The following is an 18001-nucleotide window of genomic DNA, read 5'->3' on the forward strand; positions in this document are numbered from 1 at the left end:
GCCAGACTCAGCGGATGATCGGCCATGGCGACTGGAGATGCAGGCCGGTACGGGCCACAAGTGCATCGCCGGCCGCCTGCGCTTCCCTGAACAACGCATCCTCATCAATGCGGGTCGAACGATAGTTGTCGATCAGGCACTCGCCATCGACCCACACGCTTCGCACGCCACGGCCATCTGCGGACCATACCAGCTGGTTGACGGGATTGAGCAGGGGCCGCAGTTCGGGCCGATTGGCGTCGTGGCAAACGAAATCCGCGCGCTTACCGGGCTCGATCGATCCGATCTCGTCCGCCAGCCCCAGGGCACGGGCGCCATTGATCGTAATCATTTCAAGCATCTGGTGCGCGGGGAACACGCTTAGATCTTCTCGCGCGTCCTTGAATGTGCCTGACGCCATCGGCATCAGCCGCATGATGTCGCAATCGTAGCCATCCGTGCCGAGCAAGAGGTTGATGCCCGCAGCCGCCAATTCGGGGTAACGGCCCGAGCGCGCCACACCGAACGCGCCCTTGAGCGCGGCGAGCGGGCAATAGACCACATTGACACCGCTTTGAATGAGTAACTCGGCTTCTACGTCGGCCAGATGCGCAAGATGGGTCAGCGTCACATTGTCGCCCAATACGCCCAGCCGCGCCAGATGCTCTATCGGACGGCAACCGGTGTTTTCGAGATACCACTCAGTGTCAGAAAGATACGGGCTCATATGCGCCGACACGCCCAGGTTCCGAGCGTCCGCGATCGCCTTTGCGGCTTGCCACACGGCATCCGAATTGGTGTTGTGCCCAACCAGCAGCGGCCAGACTGCAATCCGCGCGTTTTCGTCGGGCGGGTAAGCGGTTACTGCAGCCTCCATCGCCGCGATGGCGGCATCGCTTGCCTGTACCGAGCCAACATCATCGCCAGCCCCGCGCCCTTCGGTCCAGAGGCCGATCCGGGCGCGGATGCCCAACTCAGTTAGGCCCGCTGCCGCTTCGTCGATATGACGGATCGTGCCCGCCTCGAGAAAGCAGGTGATGCCGCACCGCAGCATCTCAAGGGCAGCAAGCTTTGCGGAGACATGCTCGTCCTGCGCGGTATGTGACAGATAACGCGGCAATACCCAGTGCAGGAAGGCCTCACTGTCGCGATAGTCGATCGTGTCCGGCATGAAACCGCGCGTAAGCGGATCACCCGTAATGTGGACATGGCCGTTTATGAAACCCGGCGTGACGATCAGATCGCGCCCATCGATGGTTCGCCGCGCCGAGAATTGCTCCGCCACTTCGCCGCGCGGCCCGACCCCGACGATGCGGCCTGCATCAACGGCCAGCGCGCCGTCCAGAAATATCCGCCGCTCACGGTCCATGGTAATGACCGTCGCGCCCTGCACCAGCAATTCGATCGGCTTAGCGGTCACTTTCAGCGCCCTCCTGCCCCTTGGTGTGATCCTTGGGCACTGGAAGGACTTCAATCCCCATTTGCTGGCAGTAGCTCAGCCCATCCCAATAGTCTGCACGCGCGCTGACAAGCCCATCATGAACGGTGATGAGCATTATCCCGTCTATTGATATTGGCCGGCCTTCATCCGTTGCGGTCATGACATAGGGGACCACCACATGCCTGCCTTCGCTGACAGTCGCGCCAGGCGCATAGCGCAGGCCGCGAAAACGGCCGAGGAAAGCCCCTAGTCTTTCTCGATATAGATCGCGACCTTTGAACCGACTTCCCAGCACACCCATCTGGTTATTGGCAAAATCATCGGTGACCCACGCGGCAACGCGCTCAGGATCCCCACTTGAAAAGGAAGCAAGATACGCGAGCGCGACTTCAGTCGGCGTCACTGCCCCACACTTTCCGGGCCGTTTCGTAGACGCCCTGATCGTATGAAAATTCGACGGTATTGCCGTCCGGATCCTTCAGAAAGCAGATATATCCCACTGGCGCCGGCATCTGCACCGGACCGTGCACGAGGCACCCCTCTTCCTTGCCCCTGGCCGCCAGCCGGTCGACCTCCTCACGGGAGGTGGTTTCTATGCCGATATGGGCAAAGGGGCCCAGCGTGCCGTGCTGCGTCGGCGCGAATGGATCCATGCCATCAAAGAACTGAGCCAGAACCAGTACAAAGGGGGAGTCGGCCTGATTGCGATCACCCATCCAGGCGCCATAGCCTTGCGGGTCTTCAGTGCGCGACAGCAACTCAAGGTGCGTATACCGTTCGTACCAGGCGATCGTCGCGTCGATGTCCTTGACGAGAAGTGCCAAATGCGTCCAGCGCTGACTTGGCGGATGAAGAGAATATGTCGTCTCGGCGTCAGCCATCAAATCGCTCCCAGACCCAAAGATCATGCTATTTTGCTAATGGCGCAAGCTATCGGCTCGCTAGATGCACGGAGTCTATTGAAAAGCAGGCTCAAGCGTCTTGACCCAATGTGCACGCCGATATGTCAAAGCTTCCGGGGGACTGGACAAGGGGCGATCTCCGCCCCTAGCCAGATAGAAATCTGAAATGACACACAAGCACAGAGTGGGTGATGAGAACAAGTCCGCAAGAATTTCGCGCCGTACTGGGGAATTACGCCACTGGCGTCGCGGTGGTCAGTTGCCGTGATCGCATGGGGCGCAGTGCTGCGATGACCATCAACAGCTTTGCATCGCTCTCACTCAATCCCCCTTTGGTGCTTTGGAGCATTGACAAGGAGTGCGACCAAGCGCCGTTCTTCGCCGAGGCGACGCATTATGCAATCAATATCCTTGCTGAGGGGCAGCGCGCACTTTCGGTCCATTTCGCGACCCCTAGTCAGGATAAGTTCTGCGGGATCGAACATGAAGCGGGACTTGAGGACATCCCCCTCCTCCCGGGGTGCTGTGCGATACTGCAATGCCAGATCGTGGATCGGTATGAGGCGGGCGATCATGTCATTTTAATCGGCGAGGTGCTGGATATGCGCCGGACTGATGCCAAGCCTCTGGTCGTCCACGCCGGCCAGTATTGCAGCTTAGCCTGATTGGGCGGGCTTAAAAAGTGCCAGTGAAAACCGGGAGGTTTGCTGAACAATTTCCTGGTCATCTGAGTACAAGAAGTGCGGGCGCAGATTGCTCCATTACGGGCCGATCCCGCCAGAGAGGCGGCGAATCCTTGTACTTCAGGAGACAGTGCGCATGGCGTATCCGAATACACTCATTTTCGTTGACCTAGCGTCGGACGATCCCAGTGCGGCGGGCAAGTTCTATGCCGAAGTCATGGGCTGGACCAATGAAGGCCGTCCCGAAGGGCTTTTCCACCGCCTCGTGCCGGGGCAGAATTTCCTCTCTTCGGATGGCGAGCAAAGCCCGATCGGCAATCTGCACATCGGCATCTTCAACAGCGCCAATCAGCGCCCCCACCCCAAGGAGGCCGGCGCGGGTCCACGGGAATTGGCGATCGCGCAGTCCAAAGCTCGTATTTGGGTTCTGGTGAGCGATGACGACAGCTCGGATGACGTCATCGAGCGTGCTGTTGCCCGTGGCGCGGTCGAACTTTGGCGCAATCATTATTGGAAGGAATTCAACGGCTATAACGCCGCCTTCCGTGATCCCTGGGGTAACGAAATCGTGCTCTGGACCAAGGCTGGCTCCAATCCGACCATTCCCGAAAACTTCACGCGAGAATAGGCATCCCCAGCGGCGCGTTTAGTGGTGGCCTGTTGCAGATGCCTTCTAAGTGGCATGTCGGGTGCAGTTTCTGAATTCGACGTGACGGGAAGTACCGATTCAGGCTTGCCATGCTACGCCAAGTTGCGTCTGCGGAGCGCTCATGTGGGGTTTCGCAGACGCCCCTTTAGTTTGGCGATTTATCTTCCGATGCGTTCCGGTGGAACGAGTAATGCGGCAGGAAGAGTGAACTGATGCCCGCTGCCTTGGGCGGCTTTCTCGTAGGATTGCCGTGTGGAGGCAAGGTTATAGATGGCGAGGATCTTGAAGGCAGGGATGCCCCTCGCTGAAGCCCGACGATAAATGTCAGTATTTTCGGAATGCCCATGCGGCACAACATCGATCAGCCACTCGCCCGGTGGGCGCACCAGCCATCAGGATGGATCATGTTGATCTCCGCCCAGGTCCCGACGGTGGCGACCATGCGGCTCGGACCTGCAGTCTCCACTTCGACCGCGCCTGCGACCGCCAATTGGGGGCCTATGGCGGTTCTTGGCAATGAGCGTCTCTATGGGACGGTCAGCCCTCCGCCTCAGCGTCGAGTTGGATATCGGTGCTTGAGAGGGCAACGGGTAAAATCGATCAATGGGTTGGTCATTCGCCCGCCGGCATGCCAGGCTCATGTTTCGATCACCGATCTCCAGAAACCGACCGCCGAACACATAATTGTCCTCGATCAGCATGTCGGCGGCTGCCGTCACCCGGAAACCGCTATGGCAAATTGTTGCGCGACTCGCCTATCGAGCCACGCGCTATTTGCCAGGACGACAACGGCGACAGATGTAATGTGACGAACAATCGACGGATCAGTGCTGAGTGTTGAGCGCAGGCACTGGCGGGGCCGAACAGTCTGAATGGTCTAGCAGTTCCAGGTTGGATAAGGGAAATCGCTAGGTGACCCCGGCGGCCGTTAGGCCAGCCGCGCTTCGGTACGTGCACGAACCTCGTCCGCGCTGATGCCGGGCGCCAGTTCGACAATCTCGAACAGTTCGCCAAGCGCCGTTCGTTCCAAGACGCAGAGATCAGTGATCACCATGTCGACCACGTCGCAGCCCGTCAGCGGTAACGAACAGTTGCGCTTGATCTTTGGCGAACCATCCTTTGCGTTATGCTCCATCGTGACGATAACCCGGCGCACGCCGGCGACCAAGTCCATGGCGCCGCCCATGCCCTTGACGACCTTGCCCGGGATCATCCAGTTCGCGATGTCGCCACGTTCCGACACTTCCATGGCGCCCAGAATAGTGAGGTCGATATGGCCGCCCCGGATCATCGCGAAGCTTTCAGCGCTCGACATATAGCTGGACGATGCCAGTTCGCTGATTGTCTGCTTTCCGGCATTGATCAGGTCCGCATCCTCCTCGCCCTCGTAGGGAAACGGGCCGATGCCAAGCATGCCGTTTTCCGACTGGAGCGTAACCGGCATGTCAGCCGGAATGACATTGGCGACGAGGGTCGGGATGCCGATGCCGAGATTGACATAATAACCGTCGCGCAATTCGCGCGCAGCGCGCGCCGCGATTTCGGTCCGCGTCCAACCCATCATGTAGCCTCCCTCTTCCGTACGGTTCTGAATTCAATATGCTTGGCCGGCGTCGGATCGACGATCAGGCGATCGACGAATATCCCGGGCAAATGTACCGCGTCGGGATCAATGGTGCCTAGCGGCACAACTTCCTCGACCTCCGCCACGCACAGCGCACCGGCCGTCGCCATCGGGTGATTAAAGTTGCGGGCGGTCTTGCGGAACTGAATGTTGCCGGCGGCATCCGCGCGCCACGCCCTGATCAGCGAGATATCGGCTCGCAGCGCTTCTTCCATGATGTAAGCAACGCCGCCAAACTCGCGAACCTCCTTTCCCTCTGCGACGACGGTGCCGACGCCTGTGCGCGTGAAGAAGGCCGGAATGCCGGCCCCGCCCGCCCGGCAGCGTTCCGCCAGCGTGCCCTGAGGGCAAAATTCCAATTCCAGTTCGCCTGCAAGATATTGCCGCTCGAACTCCTTATTTTCCCCGACATAGGAAGAAATCATCTTCCTTACCTGCCGCGTGCGCAGGAGCCGTCCCAGTCCAATGCCATCGACGCCGGCGTTGTTCGATATGCAGGTCAGATCACGAACCCCAAGCGCTTCGATCGCCAGGATTGATTTTTCAGGTATCCCGCACAAACCGAAGCCGCCCACCATGAGGGTCATGCCGTCGGCCAGGATATCGCTGAGCGCGCTGGTTGCGTCCGAATAGATTGGTTTCATCGTCTTTCCACTTCAACCGATTGTCACGCTTCGCCGGGATCGACCTCATTCCGGAGGACGACGGCGCCGGGCGGCCCTAGGTAAGGGTCGCCCCCCCACAATCACTCTCCGAAGCCGCCGCCGCCGGGCGTTTCGAGAACCACGACGTCGCCCGGATTCATCGCCAGCTTGCGGACCGAGTTGACATCCTCGCCGTTGACCCGGAAGCGCCCACTGGCGCCGCTGTGTCCGCCGTCGATGCCGTCCGGCCCCTTGTCGAGCCGGCTAGGTACCGCGTTGAGCCACCAGGGGGCCTCGGTATTCAAGCGGAACTGGATGATCTGACCGTCGCCGCCGCGCTCTCGCCCCGCCCCGCCTGAGCCACGGCGCAGCTCCTTGCGGTCGAACACGATCGGCATGGCGGATTCCAGGATTTCAATCGGCACCGCCGCAACACCGGTCGGGTAACAGGTAGCGCTGAGACCGGGCTTGCGGGCGCGCGCGCCCATTCCGCCGGAATAATTGAACATCGCTGACGTAAACGCCTCGCCCGACGCCCGGCTACCCTGCACCTGCATCGTCCACACCGCTCCGGATCCTTCGGCCAGCACACGATCCGGCACCACTTGGTGCAACGCCTTCAGGATCGGCATCGGCACATACATGCCGACAACGTGCCGTGCGTTGACAGGGGCTGGATAGCTGCAGTTGAGGATCGATCCCTCCGGCGCGCGCACCTCGATCGGCGCGAGGCTGCCGGTATTGTTGGGCAGATCGGGATTCAGCGAAGAACGCACGGCGAACGTCGAATAAGCGTGAGTGTAGTTCTTGACGACGTTGATGCCGACGTTCGTCTGCGGCGAGCTGCCGGTGAAGTCGACGATGATCGTACCGCTGTCGGCATCGACGGTCACCGCGCTCTTCAAGGTTATCACGTCGCCGCCGGGGACGTCGAAGGAGCTTTCGCCATGATAGGTTCCGGGCGTCAGCTTGCGAATCGCACCGCGCATGGCCTCTTCGGATCGACGAATGACTTCGTCCGACAGTGCCTCGATATCCTCGAGACCGTAGCGTTCGCACAGCGCGATCAGGTGGTCGGCCGCTGCCTGTCCGCTGGAAACCTGGGCGGAAAAATCGCCGAACACGGCATCGGGCGTGCGGACATTCTGACGGATGATCGCGTGCAGCGTCTCGTTGGGTTTGCCCTTCTCGTAGAATTTCAGCGGCGGGATCCACAACCCTTCCTCGTGGACGTCGCGCGCACCCGCACCGATACCATATCCACCAATATCGGTGTGGTGGATCGTTGAACCAATATAGGCGAGCAATTTGGCGTCCCGGAAGATGGGCGTCAAAATGGTGATGTCAAAGAAGTGCCCGGCAGATAGCCACGGGTCATTGGTGATGAGAATGTCGCCGGGTTCACACTTGCCGTCGAACAGACTGACCAGATGCTTGCCCGCAATCGCCAGTGAATTGATATGGCCTGGGGTGCCGGTGTTAGCCTGCGCCACCATACGCCCCCGCTGATCGAACAGCGCGCAGGCAAGGTCGCCGGCCTCGCGCACCACCGGGCTGAAAGCGATCCGTTGCAGCGCCTTCGCCCGCTCGGTGACGATGCCGATAAGGTTCGACCAGAGAATTTCGAGTTCAATGCTATCCATCTTGATATCCCTTTCTCAGTCTCTTGAGGCGACGATGCAGCCGACTGCATCGATCGTGGCGTTCCACCCCGGCGCGATCGCAGTTGTGGTCTCGCGCTCCTCTATGATCGCTGGCCCCTGAATGATCTGCCCTGGCGCCAGATCGGCGCGATCGTAGACCGGCGTCCGCTGGTCATCGGCCCAGGCGGAAACCAGACGATGCGCCTTCGGCGCGCCCGGTTTGGACGCCCGACGCCGCTGAACCTCTGTTTTCACCAGCGGGCCTCGCGCTGTGAGGCGCCATGTGACGAGTTCGACCGAGACGTCGGACGGGTTGAGCCCGTAAAGGCCGAGATACGCGTGCTCGAACGCCGCCGTCAGCGCCGCCGGATCCCGCAGGAGGCGTGGATCGAAATCGAACGTGACGGTCACCTCATGCTGCTGGCCGACATAGCGCATGTCTGCACTGAAGATCATCGTCACGTCCTGCGCCGCGCAGCCGGCCTCGCGCAGCGCAGCCGTACCTTCCGCCTCCAGCTCGTCGAGCGTGCTCTGCACGCGATTCCAGTCAATGCTATCGACGCGAGTAAGATCGCTGCGCACCAGGTCCAGCCGGACAGGCGTGACCAACGTGCCGAACGCAGACAGGACGCTCGATTGCGGCGGGATGATCACAGACGCACTTTGCAGCAATTCGGCGACGGCACAGGCATGGAGTGCCCCCGCCCCACCGAAGGCAAAGAGCGGCAGCCCGCGGTAATCGACACCTCGATCGGTCGCGTGCGTGCGCGCCGCCGACGCCATGGCTTCGGTGACGACACGATAGATGCCGCGCGCCGCGTGCACCCGATCGACTGCCAATTGTTCGGCCAGTCTTTCCATCGCGGCATCCGTCGCAGCGCGATCAAGCGGCATCTCGCCGCCAAGGAAGTTGTCGGCGTCGATCAGCCCAAGAACCAGATCCGCGTCGGTTACCGTTGGTTCTGTGCCGCCGCGGCCATAGCAGACCGGGCCAGGGTTCGATCCTGCGCTTTCCGGGCCGACCTTCAGCAGTCCAAGATTGTCGACATGCGCGATTGAACCACCGCCGGCACCGATTTCGATCAGGTCGATCGAGGGCACAGTCACCGGCAGCCCGCTGCCATCCTTGAAGCGATAGCGACGATCAACCTCGAACAGGCCAGTGACAAGCGGAGTCTGATCCTCGATCAGGCACGCCTTCGCGGTCGTGCCTCCCATGTCGAACGACATCAGTCGGTCGATGCCAAGCAGTGAAGCATAATGGCAGGCGGCGAGCACACCGGCCGCAGGCCCGCTTTCGATCATCCGGGCCGGACTGCGGCCAGCAGTCTCAGCCCCGACAATGCCCCCCGAGGACAGCATGATGAGCGGCGAATTCGGGAAGCCTTCCGCCCGCAATCGTTCGCTGAGGCGGCGCAGATAGGGTTGCGAAATCGGCATGGCATAGGCATTGACGGTGGTGGTCGATGCGCGTTGATATTCGCGAATTTGGGGCGCAATCTCCGACGAAGTGCAGATAAACAGGCCTTCGACCAGCCGCGCCAACTCATTCGCGACCAGCGTTTCGTGCGCGGAGTTCGCAAAGCTGTTCAAAAAGCATATTGCGACCGCCTTGACGCCGCTATCGCGGATCTTTCCGGCCAATACAGCGATATCGTCCATATCCGGCGCAAGCTCGACCGTCCCGTCGGACAGGATCCGCTCACGAAGGCCGAACGTGGCGTCGTCAGTCACCAACGGGGCTGGATATTCGATCTGTGGGTCGAACATGTCATAACGATGCTCGTTGCGGATGGTGAGCACGTCACGGAAACCCTCGGTCACCACCAGCGCGGTCGGGAATCCCTTCCGTTCGATAAGCGCATTCGTCACGACCGTGGTGGCGTGGACGACCACGCCATCCACCGCGGCGCTGTCGATCTCGGCCTTGCCGAGCACCGAAGACACTCCACGGAAGAACCCGCTCAAAAGATCGTCGTGCGTGGTGAGCGTCTTATCAACGACGAGCCGGCCATCGGAATGCCGCAGCACAATGTCCGTGAAAGTCCCACCGATATCCACCGCCAACGAATAAGCCATACCTTATGTCCGCCTATATTTCATTTATTGAAATGTCGTTTCGATTCGTGAAATATTGACGCGGAGGTCGATTCTTGTCAAGCCGGCTGGCCAAATTGCGACCCTTTTTCTATCATTTGCGATGTTTCCTGAACAATTTCCGACGCCTTCTGCCCTCGCCTTGCATCCGGAGAAATCTTAAGGCATGCTGCTTTAATGAAACGAGGTTTCGAATGATGAACAACGATCATCCGGCGACAAAGGCCGACGGCGGTCGGGCTGCGGGAACGAGCACGCTCGACCTCGCGCTGCGTGTGCTGGAGTTTCTTGCGCTTGCCAGCGAACCAAAGGCGCTGGCCGAAATCGCGGCCGAATTCGCGGCCTCCAAAGCGACGATCTATCGCCATCTCGTCACCATGCAACGCCATGGCTTCGTCCGTCAGGACAGCCGGACCGGGCGTTATAGCGCCGGTATCAAGCTGATCGTTTTGGGCGAAGCCCAGCGTGGCCGGCTTGACGTGGTCACCGCCGCGCACCCGCACCTCATTCATCTGCGCGATTCAACCGGGCAAGCAACGACATTGTCGGCACTGGTCGACGATGATCTGGTCGTGCTTGAACTGATCGAGGGCAGGTCGATCATCGACTTTTCCACCCGACCGGGCACGAAGCTTGCTCTTCATGCCAGCGCGCACGGAAAAATTTGGCTGGCCTTCGGACCCCTCGGCCTATTGGAATCCACGGTAAGTAGCCCGCTTGACAGCTGGACGAGCGCGACCCTGACCAACCCGGCCGCCCTTCGACGTGAAATAGGCATGGTGCGGTCGCGCGGCTGGGCATCTGCCCCCGAGGAGGTGATGCCCGGCGTCAATGCCTTGTCGGCCCCCGTGTTTGACCATCGCTCCCAACTTGTGGCGGCTGTCGCCATCGTTGGATCGACGCAGGCCATTTCGGCCCGGCCGAATCGCGAGTTAGTCGAGCAGGTGGTCGCCTGCGCCCGCACCATTTCGTTGGAGTTAGGCTGGCAGGGATGACCGAGCAGAAACATCCGCCGCGCGAAACCGCCGGTGACATAGGAGTAGACGATCATGGATCCGCAAACGGTAGATTGGGACGAAATGCCTTGGACGCGCGTGCGTGAAGGCGTGGAGAGAAAGGCGTTTTCGGGTGACGGCGCGACAATCGCGCTCAATCGGCTGATGCCCGGTCACGAGCCGCGGCCCCACGCGCATCCGCACGAGCAGATCGCGTATATCCTGAGTGGCCGGATCCGCTTCTGCGTCGGCAGTGACGAGCATTTGCTGGGGCCGGGCAGCGTGCTGCGAATTCCGCCGGGCATTGAGCATTGGGGCGAGGTCGTCGGTGACGAGCCGGTTCTGAACCTCGATGTATTCACGCCGCGCCGGGCCGAATACGCATGAACCTTCCGGCCCCGACGTCCCTGCGGGACCGGCTCGGCGGCGCGGTGATCGGGACGTTTCTCAAGAGCCCGTCCTATCACAATGCCGAAATCCTCGGCGAAGCGGGCCTCGACTATATCGTCGTCGATGCCGAACATGCCCCCTTCGGCCCGGCGGCACTGGACATGATATCGCTCGCCGCGCGCAGCGTTGATCTTCCCATGCTGGTGCGGATCGCAACGCTCGATGCGGCTGCGATCAATACCTGCCTGGATCTGGGCGCGCAGGGCATCATGGTGCCACATGTCCGTTCCCGGGCCGAAGCCGAGAAAGCCGTCGCGGCGACGCGATATGGCCTCGGTCGAGGCTTCTCCCCTTCCACACGGGCAGGCGGGTACGGCTCGCTAGGGGCACGCGCGTATCGTGACAGGGCTGCGGCGACAACCACAGTGTGGGCGCAAATCGAGGATGGCGAGGCTTTGGCGGCGCTGGACTCCATAGCCACGGTGGACGGCATCGACTGCCTGTTCGTCGGCCGTGCCGACCTTGCTTTGTCGCTGGGCGTGCAGGATCCAGCCGATCCGCTAATACTGGACGCGCTACACCGCGTTGCGGACGCCGCCGGCCGGGCAAATTGCGCTGCGGGCATCTTCATCAGCACTCCTGGCGAAATCGCGGCGCTCAAGGCAATAGGCTACACTGCCTTCGTCTGCGGATCCGACCAGAGCTTGCTGATGGAACAGGGCAAGCGCCTCCGCATCCAGATTGAAACCATGCGTCCCTGACTCATTGATCAGGTCTGAACGATGGAACGCAGCCGCGGTTCGTGGGCAAAGTTGGCCGGGTCGCCCCCCAACAACCTCTCGACATTTCTCGCCTGCTTCGCTGTGCTCTGCGGGCTCTGCTGCACAGGCCATTGCTTCAACCGCGCTGATGCGCAAAACAACCGCCCGGCTCTAATCCCAGCTGGAGGCAAGCTGGGGGTCATGTCACATGCGCCGCCTGATCTTCCACGAGCGACGGGCCGCAATGGGATAGCTGCGTCCGAATATCGGAATAAACTGCGGCAAACGCTAGAATCGAGCGCCAAAAGCCCTGCAATTATGCCAAGTTCGGCGCCCCAGGCCCAAATCCGCTCAGACCATCGGGTTGTTGGAGGCGACCAGATGCTCCCCATTCTTGCCAGAATGGGGAGCATATAGGTTTACCATAATAAAACATATATAATGCAAAGTATTACGCCCACCCGCACACAGAACCGTAATACCAAGGCGCGATGACCGGAGCCCATTGAACCCTCTTCCCTTTAGGGAGGGGTGGAAGAGGGGAACGTGTCCCCGCTCCTCTTCGGCTGGGCAGAGGAGAGCCGCCGAGCCTTCGTATCTCTCGGCCCTGGCGGGTTGGAGAGCAACTATGGGTCAAATTCATCGCGCCTTGGTACCCGGGGGGCAGGATCTTTGGCACCTTCAAAATTTGAATGTGCCAGTCACCCGGAACGTGCGACCCGCTTCGGGAATGATGCCGACTTCCTCATAAACGCCTTGCAGCGGCGTGAAATACTCCTTGTCAAAGAGATTTTCGATAGTCGCGGTGATGTTGAATGACTTGTATTCGGCAAACACGGCCGCACGGGCCGAGAAGTAGCCGGGGATTACGATGGCGTCGCGAATCTTGCCGCCGGTCTTGGAAATATAGGTTCCGCCAAGAGTACCCCCGAAAGTCCCGTATTCGGTCTCAGGTGAAGTATATGTGAGATAGGCAGAGTAGACCTCTTTCGGGATGGTATTGCGGCGATAGCCGTTCTGGAGCTCGGGCAGGCAGCTGGCATTAAGCGCTGCGAATATGCCGCCATAACCATCTTCCCCGGAAATGCCGAACCGCGATGGCGGCACCACGACGAATTCGCCATTGCCCGATCCGCAAGCACCCGGCGGTGCGATCGTGAAGTCCTGCACCGTGGCGGCGCCGGTCAGCGTCAGATGATCGTTGATCAGGTAACGCATCTCGAATTCGACGCCTTCGCCCTTTTCGCCGCTAATATTGCCGAACGGGTCCTGCCGCGTGCGATGCTGCTCGTAATAGGCCAGAGAGCCCACCAGCGTGTCTCGCAGCAGCGAGAATTTGACGCCCGCTTCGAGCAGGTCCGACGCGCCGAGTATATTGCCAGCGGCGATCACTTCAGGGCTGATGCCGCCAACGCCATTGGTCTCCACAGCGGATCCTTCGGCATAGGTGATGTAAGGAATGATGCCGAAGCCCGTGTCGAAGTTCCCGCTAATTGAATAGGAAAAATCGCCCTGCTTTGCACGCAGAAGCACATCCTTGAGCGCTGGGTTGAATACTGTATTACCGGTGTTAATCGACCGCGCGCGATAATAGTCATATCGACCATTGGCAATCACGCTCAGCTTGTCCCAGAATTTGAGGTCGACCACGAGTGCGCCGCCAGTGTCAGTCCAGCGCGAATCAAAGATGCTATCCCAGCCAATCCCGTTACCGCCGGGTTCGATCGAAAAGGGGCTGTCGAAGATGTCGGAACCGGTCGCCCCGCGCGAAAGGTCGCGACGGTCGACGACGAGATAGCCCGAAAGGAAGTTGGTATGGAGTATCGAGTCGTAAATGCGGTGTGATGCGGTGGCGTAGAACTCGGCCTTCACATCGTCGCTGAACTCGGTCTCCAACTGGTAGGATGCCCGCAACTCTAATGTCGATGCCTCATGCTGTGCCGCGAAGCCGGAAGACACATACACTTTGCCATCCAGTCTGTCGTAGAAGCCCTGTAGCTTCAGCTTGGAATCATCGAACTCCTTTACCAGGTCGACATAGGCCGTGATCGTTTTGGCACGCTGTATTTCGCTGTCGGGGTCGAGGAACGCGGTGCGGCGATCAAGCTTCGTCGTGCCGACGCCTTCGTCGAGATCGAATGCCGTGTTGGGGCCTGGAGGGCCAAAGAAGAATTCAATAAACTGACGGATATTGGAAGTGCCGAAGAAGCTCCCCACCGCGGCATCGACCTCATCGGGCGTCAAGCGGCCGTTGCCATCCAGATCCGTCATGTCGGTGTCGCGGCCGGTGATATAGGTGCCGTTGTCGATCAGGTCCTGGGTGACACGGTTCCATCCGAGCGTCTGGTAGTAACCCTTCGATCGGAGGTACATGCCGCCCAGTTCGATCGACAGGCTATCGGACAGATCGTGCGTAAACGACGTTTGAACGAGCTTGTGATTGGGCTTGCGCCCGCGAATGAAGTGGCCCGAATCCTCAAGTTCACCATAAAGCGACAGACCGGCGTAGCGTCCCCCCAAATAGAACGGCACTTGCAGTTCCGCAGTATACTTGTTTTTGTCATAGCTGCCGGTGGTGTAGCTGACCTCGCCCGATAGCGCTTGGCCCTTCTCGGCGGTCCTTGGATAGAAATTAAGCAGGCCGCCGATCCGGCTCGCCCCGTAGATCGCCGGAGCCGGGCCACGGATCAGTTCGATACGCGAACTGGCACCGATAGGCGCGGGAAACATGCCGTCGTTCTGCACGCGCTTGAAGCCGCGGAAATAGGTGTCCGAAATGCTGCCGCGGATGCTGACGGCACCGGGAACCCCAAAGAAGCTACCGCCAAAGGTGCCCGGCGACGTTGTGACAAAATCATCGACGTCCTCGATCGAGTAACGATCCATGGTCGTGTCGCTGACGATGCTGATCGACCGAGGCGTTTCAACGAGCGGTCGCGTAACGCCAAGGACCGAATCCGTTCTCTGCAGCTTGAGAAGTCCAGCGGGGTCGGCGGTTACGATGATCGCGTTTGCCTCTTCGTGTCCGTCCGGGGCGACCGTCTCGGGCGGCTGCGCTGCACCGTCCTGGGCCTGCGCTGCGGTGGCAAGCATCAGGGGGGAAAACGCGGTCGCCATCAGTGCCGAACGCAATACTCGGGTAAGCCGAAGTTGGCACTCCGGCACGGCAACCGCCGTAAGGGCAGGATTGGTGTCTTGCGGCCCCGTCGCGGCACTGAAATTCCGAATCATTTTAGGCTCCCCGAATGTGTAGTGTCAGGCAGCAACTCGTTTGCGACACCCTTGCGGGGCGTCCCGGCTGCAACCCTCTACGAGCTGTCTTCACTTAATCGTTAAAGTAACATCCGCAAGAATCTGGATGTTGTCAAGAGGGGTTCGCGACTGCTGAAAAATGCGTCGCAAAAGGCCATTCAGCTAATCAGAAACGCCAAGCAGATCAGTTGGATAGATTTCTAAGTGAGCCGCGCTGGGACAGGTGCATGTCAAGTGAAAGGCTGATCCTCGGCGCATTGTCGCCCTCGACTCGCCGCAGCAACAGCTCAATTGCCTGCTTGCCAAGGGGCGCGAAGGGCTGCCGGACGGTAGCAAGCCCGGGGGTCGCAAGGCTAGCCCAACTGATATCGTCGAAGCCGACCACCGACACTTCATCCGGCACGCGCGCACCTTGTCCGTACAGAAAACGCATAACCCCGAGAGCTATGAGGTCATTGGCGCAGATGATGGCCGAAGCGCGATTTTTGCAGACTGCTTCGCGCACGTCCGCACAAAGGTTGATCGAGAAGGAATTCTCCATCTCCCACGCAATCGTGCCCGCTTTTGAGAAACGGTCGACAAAACCGTCGCGGCGCATGCGCGCGCTGGAGAGCGACATCGGCCCGGTCACCATGCCGACACTGTGGTGCCCCAGGGCAAGCAGGTGCTCGGCCAATTGGCGCGCGCCCCCATAGCTGTCGGCCGAGACGGAATCATAATCGGGAAGAGGACGGTCTATTGCAACGATGGGCACCTCGCCCTTTAGCGTGGCCAAACTGTCAACCTCCGTCGCCGGGCACCAGATGATCCCGTCGACCCCGCGCGCGAGCAGGTCTTCCGCACCGCTGCGTTCCCAATCGGTATTGCCATGCGAATCGATCAACAGGACGGCATACCCCGCTTCGTATGCGGCCATCTGAATGGGCTGGGCCAACAAAGGGAAGAAAGGATTGGTCAGATCGGGCAGGATAAGCCCCACTGTTCGTGTCTTGCCTGTACGGACCGCCTTGGCGGCCTGGTTTGCGCGGTATCCAAGCTGCTTGGCTGTCGCTCGTATCCGCTTGCTCATCTCTGCACCGACCGCGCCGGTTCCGTTAAGCACGTAGGATACCGTCGTTGCCGAGACGCCCACTTGCCGCGCTATATCTTGAAGGGTGGGTCGTTTGGCACTCGGGTTTCGCTTTGTCATGTGCCCATTAGATCCTTTGTCTGTGCAATCGGAAAGCCGTGCATCGGGCGGCGTCTCCATTCAATGCAATTGATGTCGCGGCTTGCAAAAGGCTCCCGCATCACTTAATCGATAAACTACGCCAACGCCATTCGGAATGCTACCCTCCACAAGCCGTTCTGATGACTGTTGGACTCGCAGGTCAAGGTGAACGGGTTCATATGAAAATCGCTATCGTCGGCAGCATCAATGCCGATATCGTCATCAATGTCCGCGAGTTTGCGGCACCTAACGAAACTGTCATCAGCGAGCAGGACTATGTCCTGTCGGATGGCGGAAAAGGGGCGAACCAGGCAGCGGCGGTCGCAGCGGCGGGGGCCGAGGCAAGTTTTATCGCGCGAATCGGGGACGACGAACTCGGAAATCGGGCGATCGCAAACCTGGTGCAGGCTGGAGTAAACTGCGAATTCGTTTCAAAAACCCCGCATGCCGCGACTGGCCTTGCTGCGATATTGGTCAACCGGCACGGCGACAATATTATCAGCGTCGCCGCAGGTGCCAATGCGCACCTTACTGCTGCGGATATATCGGCAGCTGAGTCTTCGATTGCGCAAGCGGACGCGATAATTGTCCAACTCGAGGTCCCGCTCCAAGCGGTCGAGGCTGCAATCCGCGTGGCTCGCGCCCATGGCGTCAAGGTCGTACTCAATCCGGCACCTGCACCCGAGGCGGCGCTTACCTTTCTGGGCGATGTCGACGTTCTCATACCCAATGAGAGCGAGGCGCGCTATCTGGCGGCTCTTCATGGCGCTGAGGATGCGAGCTTGGAAAACGCTGCCCGCGCGTTGCTGTCGGCTGGCGCGCGCAATGTTGTAGTGACACTGGGCGCCGATGGGTGTCTTCTCGCCACTGCTGAGGGGCTCCGCCACATCCCGCCCTATCCAGTGGAGGCTGTCGACACGACAGGGGCGGGCGACGTTTTTTGCGCATTTCTGACAGCAGCCCTCATTCGGGGTGCCCCGCTGGCGGCCGCAGTGGATGAAGCGTCGGCTGCAGCGGCACTTTCCGTAACGCGCCCACAAGCGCGCAAGCATTTGCCGACCGCAGCGGAGGTGATGGAATTCAAGACCGCGCGTCCCTGACCAACTCGCCGACGCCTGTCACCACACACCGGACTAGCAGGTTAGCCCTTGCCACAATATCGCGACCAGCGAGAGCTGCGGCGACGTAGGGCGTGGCATCCCCACCCCGCCAGTCCAGTGCTGCCTCGGTCGAATCTTAGGCGGCCTATTCTGAGCACCAGATGCCAATGCTCTCAAGGTTCATCAGAGCTGTCGGAATGGGCACCCCAGTGTGGTTTCGGTCAAGCTCGCCAGAATCTGCGTCGAGAGAAGTGAGCGGCGCACGCGATCATCCTGAGCTGGACGCGGAAGTTCGCGAAGCCACACGCACGGTTAAGGTCAAGGGGTGTCCACCTCCGCCACAATTGCTGCCCTGATTTTTCGCGGGCCGCGCGCCTATCTCAACTGCGCTCGAAAAATCCCCATATTCACGCGGAGCTCTGAGGTGCTGGAGCGTTTCGTAGTAGCCATCCGCCGAACCTTGCTCTTACCCACAAGTGGTCGCGGGCGTGATTCCGTTTATCGCGCGCCCATTGCCTGGCTGGAGTCGGTCATGATTCATTCTCCGGCACCTTCGGGCAGCGAGGTGCGGAGATGGAACAGAGCTGGGTGGAAAAGGAAACGGCTGAATCCAATTTGGGTGATGCGCGGC

At 60.1% G+C, this 18001-nt stretch carries 15 protein-coding genes; 6 read left to right on the forward strand and 9 right to left on the reverse strand.

What is annotated here, in order from left to right:
* Positions 1–7: 7 nt before the first annotated feature.
* Genes IEX32_RS16965 through IEX32_RS16975 form a run of 3 tightly spaced genes read right to left on the reverse strand, consistent with a single transcriptional unit; the run spans position 8 to position 2301 of the window.
* The gene (locus IEX32_RS16965) at positions 8–1348 is read right to left on the reverse strand and encodes an amidohydrolase family protein (protein ID WP_188772747.1); all 1341 of its coding nucleotides are present in this window, start codon (positions 1346–1348) and stop codon (positions 8–10) included.
* Positions 1349–1388: 40 nt separating this feature from the next.
* A complete protein-coding gene (locus tag IEX32_RS16970; protein ID WP_188772730.1) occupies positions 1389–1823 on the reverse strand; it encodes a nuclear transport factor 2 family protein in 435 nt (144 codons plus the stop codon).
* Positions 1810–2301, reverse strand: a complete 492-nt coding sequence (locus IEX32_RS16975) for a VOC family protein (RefSeq protein WP_188772731.1) — start codon at positions 2299–2301, stop codon at positions 1810–1812. The genes IEX32_RS16970 and IEX32_RS16975 overlap by 14 nt, the downstream gene beginning before the upstream one ends.
* Before the next feature lie 212 nt (positions 2302–2513).
* Here IEX32_RS16975 and IEX32_RS16980 point away from each other — a divergent pair, with 212 nt between their 5' ends.
* Together IEX32_RS16980 and IEX32_RS16985 are read left to right on the forward strand one after the other, a co-directional pair.
* On the forward strand, positions 2514–2987 hold the full coding sequence (locus tag IEX32_RS16980; protein WP_188772732.1) for a flavin reductase family protein: 474 nt from the start codon (positions 2514–2516) through the stop codon (positions 2985–2987).
* 154 nt (positions 2988–3141) lie between these two features.
* A complete protein-coding gene (locus IEX32_RS16985) occupies positions 3142–3633 on the forward strand; it encodes a VOC family protein (RefSeq protein ID WP_188772748.1) in 492 nt (163 codons plus the stop codon).
* Between the two features lie 949 nt (positions 3634–4582).
* Here IEX32_RS16985 and IEX32_RS16990 read toward each other — a convergent pair.
* From IEX32_RS16990 to IEX32_RS17005, 4 genes are all read right to left on the reverse strand, one after another.
* Positions 4583–5215 (reverse strand): 3-oxoacid CoA-transferase subunit B, encoded by a 633-nt coding sequence (locus tag IEX32_RS16990; protein ID WP_188772733.1) that lies wholly within the window; start codon positions 5213–5215, stop codon positions 4583–4585.
* The gene (locus IEX32_RS16995) at positions 5215–5922 is read right to left on the reverse strand and encodes a CoA transferase subunit A (RefSeq protein ID WP_188772734.1); all 708 of its coding nucleotides are present in this window, start codon (positions 5920–5922) and stop codon (positions 5215–5217) included. Before IEX32_RS16995 ends, IEX32_RS16990 begins: the two co-directional genes overlap by 1 nt.
* A gap of 101 nt (positions 5923–6023) precedes the next feature.
* On the reverse strand, positions 6024–7565 hold the full coding sequence (locus tag IEX32_RS17000; RefSeq protein WP_188772735.1) for a hydantoinase B/oxoprolinase family protein: 1542 nt from the start codon (positions 7563–7565) through the stop codon (positions 6024–6026).
* A 15-nt stretch (positions 7566–7580) separates the two neighbouring features.
* Positions 7581–9644 (reverse strand): hydantoinase/oxoprolinase family protein, encoded by a 2064-nt coding sequence (locus tag IEX32_RS17005; RefSeq protein WP_188772736.1) that lies wholly within the window; start codon positions 9642–9644, stop codon positions 7581–7583.
* A 212-nt stretch (positions 9645–9856) separates the two neighbouring features.
* Here IEX32_RS17005 and IEX32_RS17010 point away from each other — a divergent pair, with 212 nt between their 5' ends.
* From IEX32_RS17010 to IEX32_RS17020, 3 genes are read left to right on the forward strand one after another with little or no spacing between them, the layout of a single operon-like run.
* Complete coding sequence (locus IEX32_RS17010; RefSeq protein WP_188772737.1) at positions 9857–10657, forward strand: IclR family transcriptional regulator; 801 nt, start codon at positions 9857–9859, stop codon at positions 10655–10657.
* 54 nt (positions 10658–10711) lie between these two features.
* Complete coding sequence (locus IEX32_RS17015; RefSeq protein WP_188772738.1) at positions 10712–11044, forward strand: cupin domain-containing protein; 333 nt, start codon at positions 10712–10714, stop codon at positions 11042–11044.
* The gene (locus IEX32_RS17020; protein ID WP_188772739.1) at positions 11041–11808 is read left to right on the forward strand and encodes an HpcH/HpaI aldolase family protein; all 768 of its coding nucleotides are present in this window, start codon (positions 11041–11043) and stop codon (positions 11806–11808) included. Before IEX32_RS17015 ends, IEX32_RS17020 begins: the two co-directional genes overlap by 4 nt.
* A 681-nt stretch (positions 11809–12489) precedes the next feature.
* Here the strand turns inward: IEX32_RS17020 and IEX32_RS17025 are convergent.
* Positions 12490–15039, reverse strand: a complete 2550-nt coding sequence (locus IEX32_RS17025) for a TonB-dependent siderophore receptor (RefSeq protein ID WP_188772740.1) — start codon at positions 15037–15039, stop codon at positions 12490–12492.
* Between the two features lie 205 nt (positions 15040–15244).
* Entirely contained in the window at positions 15245–16309 is a 1065-nt protein-coding gene (locus IEX32_RS17030; protein WP_308421065.1) for a LacI family DNA-binding transcriptional regulator, read from the reverse strand.
* A 140-nt stretch (positions 16310–16449) separates the two neighbouring features.
* Here IEX32_RS17030 and rbsK point away from each other — a divergent pair, with 140 nt between their 5' ends.
* Complete coding sequence (gene rbsK, locus IEX32_RS17035) at positions 16450–17370, forward strand: ribokinase (protein ID WP_188772742.1); 921 nt, start codon at positions 16450–16452, stop codon at positions 17368–17370.
* Positions 17371–18001: the final 631 nt, after the last annotated feature.

The sequence above is a fragment of the Novosphingobium endophyticum genome (assembly GCF_014640675.1).
GTDB lineage: Bacteria > Pseudomonadota > Alphaproteobacteria > Sphingomonadales > Sphingomonadaceae > Novosphingobium > Novosphingobium endophyticum.